Raw genomic sequence first — 6992 nt, forward strand, 5'->3', positions numbered from 1 at the left:
ACCAACGCCGGAGCCCTCGACTCCTTCCTCGCGCAGCTCGGCACCAGCCGGGCGGCCCTGAAGACGGGCGATATCACCATTACCGCGCAGCAGCGGAAAATGGTCCGGTGGAACTTCCGCCCCGCGCGCCAGTGGGCCGGAGCGTCGCTCACCGAGCACGGCGACAAGCCGGATCACAACCTCGTCGTCGACCTCACCAACCCGGACCTGCCAGTGATCTATGTCGCGTCCACGATGAATTTCTGAGGGGCCGGTCGGTGGATCCCCAGGTTTCATCGCTAGCGTGTCCCGGGCGCCACGCTCAGAAGCGCCGCGCGGGTACCGGACGGCACCGCCAGGAGCAGGCGTCAGCTTCACGAAGGACGAGCTTGTTCCGCGGTACCTCATGGTGCCGAGCGTCGCCACAATCCAACCCGTGGTCTCCGAGACCTGCCGCGTGATCAGCAGCTCGCCAGTCTGTCTTGGCATTTCGGATTCTCCAGTCCCTTTCAAGTCGGTGTTGCTTACCTCGTTCCGGGGTTCACCTGGGACGTAACGAGGCTGGGCCACTACGGCACGGGCGACCTGGAGGTGCAGCTGCGCACCCCACGGGACCTGGAGCGCGTCCAGGAGCTGTTCCGCACGAGCTACGCGGGCCGGTGTGCCGCACCGCTGCCACCAGCGCCCCGCCCCGCTGCTGGGCCGGTAGAACGCCGGGAACCACAGGTCGCACTGGGCCGGCTCGCCGGGCTGGTAGGTGGTCCGCGAGACCGGGTCCGCCGGCAGGTAAGCCGGCCGCGACTCACGCACCCGTTCCTTCAGGATCGTGATCCCTCGGTCCCAGCCGATCCGCTCCGCGATCCGGCTGATGGGGCTTGCCGCCCGCTGTACGGCTTCGGCTCCGGATCGGCCCCGTGAGGCAGCTGGATGAGGGCACGGCCGGCGTAGCGTTGTGGATCACCGCGGTCTGCCGCTACGACCCGGTGGAGCAGTCCCGGGAAGGGCCGGACTACTATCAACGCGGAACAGTCGACATATCTACGCAGCACGGTGAAAGCACAGGTGGCGCGATGAGCGGCGAGGTGGCCGTGGCCGTGGCCAGCAGTCAGCCTGGGGCCGGCGACCTCGCGCACGACGCGCCGCAGGAGCGGATCCCTGTCCCGCGCCCACAGCCCGGCTCGGTGGTGAACGAACCCGGCGCTGGCCAACGAACTCGACCTGGGGCCGGACGCCGGTTCGGGAGGCCATCGCGCGGCCGGCCGCCGATCGTTTCAGCACCGACTTCCCGCGCCGTGGCGCCGACGTCACACCGGTGAGCCTCGAAAGCGTGTTCGGTATGTTCGGGGGGCGTGAGGCCATCGAATGCGATGTCACGCACATCGTCGCCAGACGCGCCACCAGGCATGACCTGGCCCCGCCGCCCCGACAGGCCGGGGCGGTACGCGTGCGGGACCGACCACGAGATGTTCCTCCGCGATGACCACGCGAACCCTCTCCGGCTCACATGCTGCGCAACACGCTGCTCCAGCACGGCGCGGACCGCCTGCTGCCGCAACCTTCAGTTTTGGCGGATGTACTCGGCGTCGCGGCCGCCGCAGCATGCCACGATGATGTCGCATGCCGACCTGGTCCCGGCCGTCGAGGCAGGCGACCCCGGGCGGGCCGGGATGCGCGAGCATCCCGCCGCCTCGCGCCAACAGCCGCAAGTCTCATTCTGAACCTGCGGCCGGGGCCTGCCGCGCCGGCCGCTGATACTGGGAGTTCCTTTGTTCATCACCGATGTGCTCTGCGTCCCGGTCCGGACCGGATTCTTCGCCGACGACCAGGCCGCCATCCGTGCCGGTGCGGCACACGACGGGTTCGCTTACGCCGGTGAACCGGTCACACCGGGCTTCCGGTCGATCCGGCAGGCTGGCGAGGCGGTGTCCGTGATGCTCCTGCTCGACGACGGCCAGGTCGCCCACGGAGACTGCGCCGCGGTGCAGTACTCCGGCGTCGGCGGGCGCGAGACGGTGTTCGACGCCGCCAAGGCCGTCGAGGAGATCGAGCGCCACGTCGTACCGCTGCTCAGGGGCAAGCCGGTCGATGGCTTCCGCGGGCTCGCGACGGCGGTTGACACCCTCATGGTGCAGGGGCGCCGGCTGCACACAGCGATCCGATACGGCGTGACGCAGGCGCTGCTCGACGCGGCCGCGAAAGCCCGCGGCGTGACGATGGCCGAGGTGATCCGTGACGAGTACAACACCGGCATCGAAATCGCGCCGGTCCCGATGTTCGTCCAGTCCGGTGATGACAGGTACAACCAGGTCGACAAGATGGTGCTCAAGGAAGCCGATGTGCTGCCGCACGGCCTCATCAACCATCTCGAGACGAAACTCGGCCGGGACGGCGAGCTGCTGGCCGAGTACGTGACCTGGGTACGGGACCGCATCGTCACCCTGCGGACCCGGCCGGAGTACGAGCCGGTCCTGCACTTCGACGTGTACGGCACGGTCGGTGCCGCGTTCGACGGTGACGTCGAGCGGGTGGCGGATTACCTCGCTGGTCTCGGCGAGCGTGCCCGGCCGTTCCGTCTCCGGGTCGAGCATGTCATCGACGCGGGGAGCCGCGACGGGCAGGTGGCGGCCTCGGCGGCGCTTCGTGCCGCGTTGCGCGCACGTGGCAGTGGCGTACAGATCGCGGTGGACGAGTGGTGCAACACCCTTGAGGACATCGAGATCTTCGTGAAGGCCGGTGCGGCGGATGTCATCCACGTCAAGACACCCGACCTCGGCGGGGTGAACAACACGATAGAGGCACTGCTGCTTGTCGCACGCGACGGACTCGCGGCGTACTGCGGCGGAACCTGTAACGAGACCGACCGCTCGGCGCAGGTGTCGGCGCAGATAGCGATGGCGTGCGGCGCGGTACAGGTGCTCGCGAAGCCCGGCATGGGTGTGGACGAGGGCATGATGATCGTAGGCAACGAGATGGCACGGGTGGCAGCCCTGGCCGGGGCGAACGGGCGCTCGGCCGCCATGTCCCCGGTGGGTGGTGCGGCATGAAGCCGTTGGGCGACATCCGGGTCATAGCGATCGAGCAGTACGGCGCGGGACCGTTCGGCAGCGTGCACCTGGCCGACCTCGGCGCCGAGGTGATCAAGATCGAGGACCCGGCGAGCGGCGGTGACGTCGGACGTTACGTCCCGCCTTACCAGCAGGGCGAGGACAGCCTGTTCTTCGAGGTGTTCAACCGGAACAAGCGCAGCATCAGCCTCGACCTGACGACACCGGACGGCCGCGCGGTCTTCGAGGACCTGGTGCGCGTGAGTGACGTGGTGTACTCCAACCTGCGGGGTGACGTACCGGCGAAGATCGGGATCACCTACGACCAACTCAAGCATCTCAACCCACGCATCGTGTGCTGCGCGCTGACCGGGTTCGGTATGACGGGTCCACGGGCGACCGAGCCGGGCTACGACTACGTCCTCCAGGGCATCGCCGGATGGATGGACATCACCGGTGAACCCTCGGGCCCGCCGACGAAGTCCGGCCTGTCACTGGTGGACTACTCCGGCGGTCTGGTCGCCGCCATCTCGATACTCGCCGGAGTGCACGCCGCCCGCCGCGACGGCATCGGGACGGACTGCGACGTCAGCCTGTTCGACACCGCGGTCTCGATGCTGACCTACCCGGCGATCTGGAATCTCAACGGGGACTTCGAGCCGACCCGGACGCACCATTCGGCGCACCCGTCGCTCGTCCCGTTTCAGGCGTTCCAGGCCCGTGAGGGATGGATCGTGGTCGCCTGCCCGAAGGAGAAGTTCTGGCAGCGGCTGGCCGTCGCCGTCGGCCGGCCGGAACTCGCGAGCGAGGAGAGGTTCGCGACCTTCGCCGACCGCCGGTACAACGCGAAAGAGCTGCTCGCGATCCTCGATGAGGTCTTCGTGTCCCGGACGGCCGAAGAATGGCTCGACGTGCTGCGCGCCGCTGGCGTGCCCTGCGGCCCGGTCAACACTGTCTCGCAGGCACTGGCGGACGAGCACACCGTCGCACGCGGCATGGTGGTGGAGACCGAGCACCCCCGGTTCGGCACGGTCCGCCAGGTGCGCAGCCCGGTCCGGGTGGGTACCGACGAGCCGGACTACCGCCGCGCCCCGGCCCGTCATGAGGACGCCGCCACCGTCCTGACCGAGGTGCTCGGGTACGACGCGGCCCGCGTCGGGAAGCTCGCCCGAGGCGGCGCCTTCGGCGTCATCGGCGAAGCCGGCGAGGCCAGGCGGTGATCGCGCGCAGCTACCTCTACGTGCCCGGCGACTCCGGCGACCGGCTGGAGCGCGCACCCGCACGGGGGGGCCGACGCGGTGATCGCGGACCTCGAGGACGCGGTCGCGCCCGCCCGCAAGTCCGCCGCGGTCCCGGTCGTGGCCGGGTGGCTGGCGTACCGGGACGACAGCGGTGTCCAGCGGTGGGTGCGCGTCAACGCCGGTGAGCGCGGGCCCGACGATCTGCGTGCTGTGTTCGGTCCTGGCCTCTACGGGGTCGTCCCCGGACGAAGTGCGGCAGATCCTCGATACGCTGAGCGAACTGGAGCAGGAGCGCGGTGTAACGGGCCAGGTCGCGCTGATGCCGCTGACCGAGACCGCCCGCGGTCTGCGTGACGTCGATGCCGTCGCCGGGCATCCCCGGGTCGGCGTAATGCAGTTGGGCGAACTGGACCTGGCCGCCGAGCTCGGCCTCGCCCCGGCTCCGGACGAGGCCGAGCTGCTGTACGCCCGGTCTCGCGTGGTGACTTCTTCGGCGGCGGCCGGACTGCTGCCGCCCGTCGCGGCGGTGTCGCCGGATTTCACCGACCTGGACGGGTACCGGGTCAGCACCGAACGCCTGCGGCGGCTCGGGTTCGTAGGGCGCGCCGTGATCCATCCGGCGCAGCTGCCGGTCGTGCACGACGTGTTCACCCCGGCCCCCGGTGAAGTCGCGGCGGCCCGCCGGACGCTGGCCGCCTACGAGGCAGCTCTCTTGTCGGGGTCCGGTGTGATGACCGACGAGTACGGCCGGATGGTGGACGAGGCTGTCGTCCGCGCGAGCCGGCGCATCGTGGCGCTCGCCCGGGTCCCCAGGACAGCAAGGAGGCACACACATGACGTCACAACCGGGCTGGCGAGGGCGGTTCTCGAGGACTTCACCGTCGGGGACGTCTATCAGCACACCCTGGGACGGACGGTGACCCAAACCGACAACGCGTGGTTCGCGCTGCACACCCAGAACACCGCGCCGTTGCACGTCGACCAGCACTACGCGTCCCAGACCGAATTCGGCCGCCCGCTGGTGAACTCGGCGTTCACCATCGCTCTGGTGACCTGGCAGAGCGTCAGCGACGTCTCGCAGAACGTCATGGCGAACCTCGGCTGGGACGAGGTACGGCTGCCCAACCTGTTGTTCGAAGGCGACACTGTCTACTCGGTGTCGGAAGTGCTGGAGACCAGGCAGTCGCGCAGCCGGCCGAACGTCGGCATCGTGACTGTCCTCACCACCGGGTACAAGCATGACGGTACGCCGGTCATCACGTTCCGGCGCACGGTCATGGTGTACCGCCGTGGCCGCGGGCCGTCGATCCCGGAGGTCACGTCGGCATGACTGCCATGACTACCCCCATCGACCAGGAACCGCTGTTCGCGCTCGCCGATGTCCGAGCCACGGCGGAACGGTTACGCGGCCGCGTCGTTCGCACCTCGCTCGTGCCGTTCGCCACCGCCGACCCGACCGGCCGCTGCGGCTGAAATCCGAGTCGTTCCAGCCCACCGGCGCTTTCAGCTGCGGAGCGCCTACAACGCAATCCTGCAACGGCTCGACGAGGCCCGCGACCACGGCCTTGTCACTCACTCCAGTGGCAACCACGCCCGCGCGGTCGCTTGGGTCGCCCGCGACCTCGGCCTGAGGGCGACCATCTCGCGCCGGAGGTCGTCGCCCGCCTGGTGCTGGAAAGCCCGCACACCGGCGGATGACGGGGGCCGGCAGCCCTGCCACCGGCGTCGGCCCCATCACCCAGGAGCGCGTCGGCGAGGCGGCGGACGGCCGCGCGCGCAGGCCCACCCGTCGGCTACCTCCCGACTGCGTAGCCCTGCACCGCGCGGGTTCGCACCAGCCGACAGGATGCCGGTTTCAGGGTCGCGGGCGACCGCGCAGAGCCGGCCCTCCGACCACGGTTCGCCGACCGTTACCTCGTGCCCGCGGCGCCGGACTTCGGCAATGCCGAAGTCGCCGATTCGCGATTCAACGCGCCCATGCCACCTACCTGGTGGACCAGGGCGGCGCCCACTACCTGCTCACGGTCAAGAACAACCAGCCGGTCCTGCCCTCCGACTCCAGCGGCTGCCCTGGAAGGACGTGCCGGTCCCCGCGGCCACGGCCGCGAAGAGGCCCGCGAGATCCGCCGTCTCCGTGGACGGCCTGCTCTTCCCCCACGCCAAACATGGTCCGATGCTGAACTCCCGCTGGATCGTGCCGGCAAGGCCGGCGGAGGTATGCCTGCCGCGATCACATGCAACCGATGCGCGATGGGCGAGGCCCATCTCACCCATCGCCGGGATACGTCAAGTCTTGTGAATCAAACGCCACCGTGGCACCGTCGCACCTACCGATCGCGCATCTGGCATGCGTATGACGATTGGGCCTTACGTATGACAGAAAAATGCTCGCAACACCTTTGAAACGTAGACGTGATCGGATGCCCGGAGTTCACTCCGCGCAGGGACTGTCGGCGCGGGCAACGTCCCATCAGACCGATCGCAAGAGCGGTGTGCGATCGCGGCACTCATGAAGGAGCTGGCATGTCTGGTCAAAGTGCCGACGAGTCGGGCCAATCGGCCTCAGAGATACCTGCGGGCCTTCGGGTGCCCGCGTTCAGTCGGCGTCGGATGCTGCAACTCGGCGCGCTCGGGGTCGGTAGCTTTTCCGTCGCCCCGCTTCTGGCGGCCTGTGGGTCCTCGTCGGGTTCCCCGTCCAGCGGGAGCAAGAAGGGCGGTGACCTGGTCA

At 69.2% G+C, this 6992-nt stretch carries 6 protein-coding genes and 4 pseudogenes; 8 read left to right on the forward strand and 2 right to left on the reverse strand.

Annotation, left to right across the window (positions count from 1 at the left end; all coding sequences use genetic code 11):
- Nucleotides 1–246: hypothetical protein (locus JWQ81_RS24175; protein ID WP_297544817.1), on the forward strand; the 246-nt coding region annotated here is incomplete at its 5' end.
- Between the two features lie 447 nt (nt 247–693).
- Here JWQ81_RS24175 and JWQ81_RS24180 read toward each other — a convergent pair.
- Nucleotides 694–852: pseudogene (locus tag JWQ81_RS24180) on the reverse strand (IS21 family transposase); the annotation flags it as partial.
- A gap of 893 nt (nt 853–1745) precedes the next feature.
- Here JWQ81_RS24180 and JWQ81_RS24185 point away from each other — a divergent pair.
- From JWQ81_RS24185 to JWQ81_RS45095, 6 genes and pseudogenes are all read left to right on the forward strand, one after another.
- Nucleotides 1746–3023 (forward strand): methylaspartate ammonia-lyase, encoded by a 1278-nt coding sequence (locus JWQ81_RS24185; protein ID WP_297544819.1) that lies wholly within the window; start codon nt 1746–1748, stop codon nt 3021–3023.
- A complete protein-coding gene (locus JWQ81_RS24190; RefSeq protein ID WP_297544820.1) occupies nt 3020–4243 on the forward strand; it encodes a CoA transferase in 1224 nt (407 codons plus the stop codon). Before JWQ81_RS24185 ends, JWQ81_RS24190 begins: the two co-directional genes overlap by 4 nt.
- 78 nt (nt 4244–4321) lie before the next feature.
- A pseudogene (locus JWQ81_RS45090) lies at nt 4322–4441 on the forward strand (CoA ester lyase); the annotation flags it as partial.
- A 4-nt stretch (nt 4442–4445) separates the two neighbouring features.
- Nucleotides 4446–5594, forward strand: a complete 1149-nt coding sequence (locus tag JWQ81_RS24195) for an aldolase/citrate lyase family protein (RefSeq protein WP_297544822.1) — start codon at nt 4446–4448, stop codon at nt 5592–5594.
- A gap of 5 nt (nt 5595–5599) precedes the next feature.
- Nucleotides 5600–5737: a hypothetical protein gene (locus tag JWQ81_RS24200; RefSeq protein WP_297544824.1), complete on the forward strand. Its 138-nt coding sequence runs from the start codon at nt 5600–5602 to the stop codon at nt 5735–5737.
- Nucleotides 5738–5771: 34 nt separating this feature from the next.
- A pseudogene (locus JWQ81_RS45095) lies at nt 5772–5915 on the forward strand (pyridoxal-phosphate dependent enzyme); the annotation flags it as partial.
- A gap of 142 nt (nt 5916–6057) precedes the next feature.
- On the opposite strand, the pseudogene JWQ81_RS24205 reads toward JWQ81_RS45095, so the two are convergent.
- Nucleotides 6058–6235 (reverse strand): annotated as a pseudogene (locus JWQ81_RS24205) (gamma-glutamyltransferase family protein); the annotation flags it as partial.
- A gap of 552 nt (nt 6236–6787) precedes the next feature.
- On the opposite strand from JWQ81_RS24205, the gene JWQ81_RS24210 reads away from it, so the two are divergent.
- Nucleotides 6788–6992 (forward strand): hypothetical protein (locus tag JWQ81_RS24210; protein ID WP_297544826.1); only part of this gene is annotated, 205 nt, incomplete at its 3' end.

Origin of the sequence: Amycolatopsis sp., from assembly GCF_025464955.1 — a bacterium.
Classification (GTDB): Bacteria; Actinomycetota; Actinomycetes; order Mycobacteriales; family Pseudonocardiaceae; genus Amycolatopsis.